This window comes from Stenotrophomonas sp. GQ19 (genome assembly GCF_059758695.1).
Map to the genome: position 1 here is coordinate 1 of NZ_JCAXES010000020.1, position 697 is coordinate 697.

The window sequence follows — 697 nt, forward strand, 5'->3', positions numbered from 1 at the left end:
GCGGGACACGCCGCAAGTACGTCCGTGTAGCAACTGTGTTGCTGGAGGAGGCTTCGGCCCCTCCAGCAGACGGGCACGGTAGTGCCGGCCGCTGGCCGGCAGCCGTTGGAGATGTGCCCGGGCGCGCTTCAGGCGGGGATCGGTCCGCTTTGAGCGTCGCGCACGCGGGCGTTGAGGATCACCAGCATCTTTCGCATTACCGCCACGATGGCTACTTTGGCCTCCTTGCCGCGGGCCCGTAGCGACCGGTAAAAGTCCCGTATGCGCGGTTCGTGCTGCAGGGCTGACATGCCGGCCATGTAAAGCACCTGACGGATCTCGGCTCGACCGCCGTGGATGCTTCGTTTTCCACGCATCGTCCCGCTGTCGTGGGACATCGGCGCCACGCCCACCAGGCTGGCGATGGCCTTTCCACTGATATGGCCCAGCTCAGGCAGGTAGCTGGCCAGCACCGCCTGTACCACCGGCCCCACGCCCTTCATCGACTTCAGAACCGTGAGCTGGGGCTGTTGAGCGAGCTGCTCGGCAATCTGCTTTCCCAGGCGTTTGACCAGTGTCTTCAGGTGGGTGATGTTGGCCTGCAAAAGCCGGCGCAGTTCACGATCACCCACCATTTCCTGCTGCTGTCGCGCGACGGCCAAGGCCTGGATCATCTGTCGACGTGCCCGCACAAACTCCCGCAGTTTCTGCTGCCAAG

General features: G+C 64.3%; 1 protein-coding gene. It reads right to left on the reverse strand.

Features of this window, described 5'->3' with window-relative positions; translation table 11 throughout:
* Window positions 1–128: 128 nt before the first annotated feature.
* Window positions 129–697 (reverse strand): transposase (locus tag AC6CHL_RS20750; protein WP_498296039.1); only part of this gene is annotated, 569 nt, incomplete at its 5' end.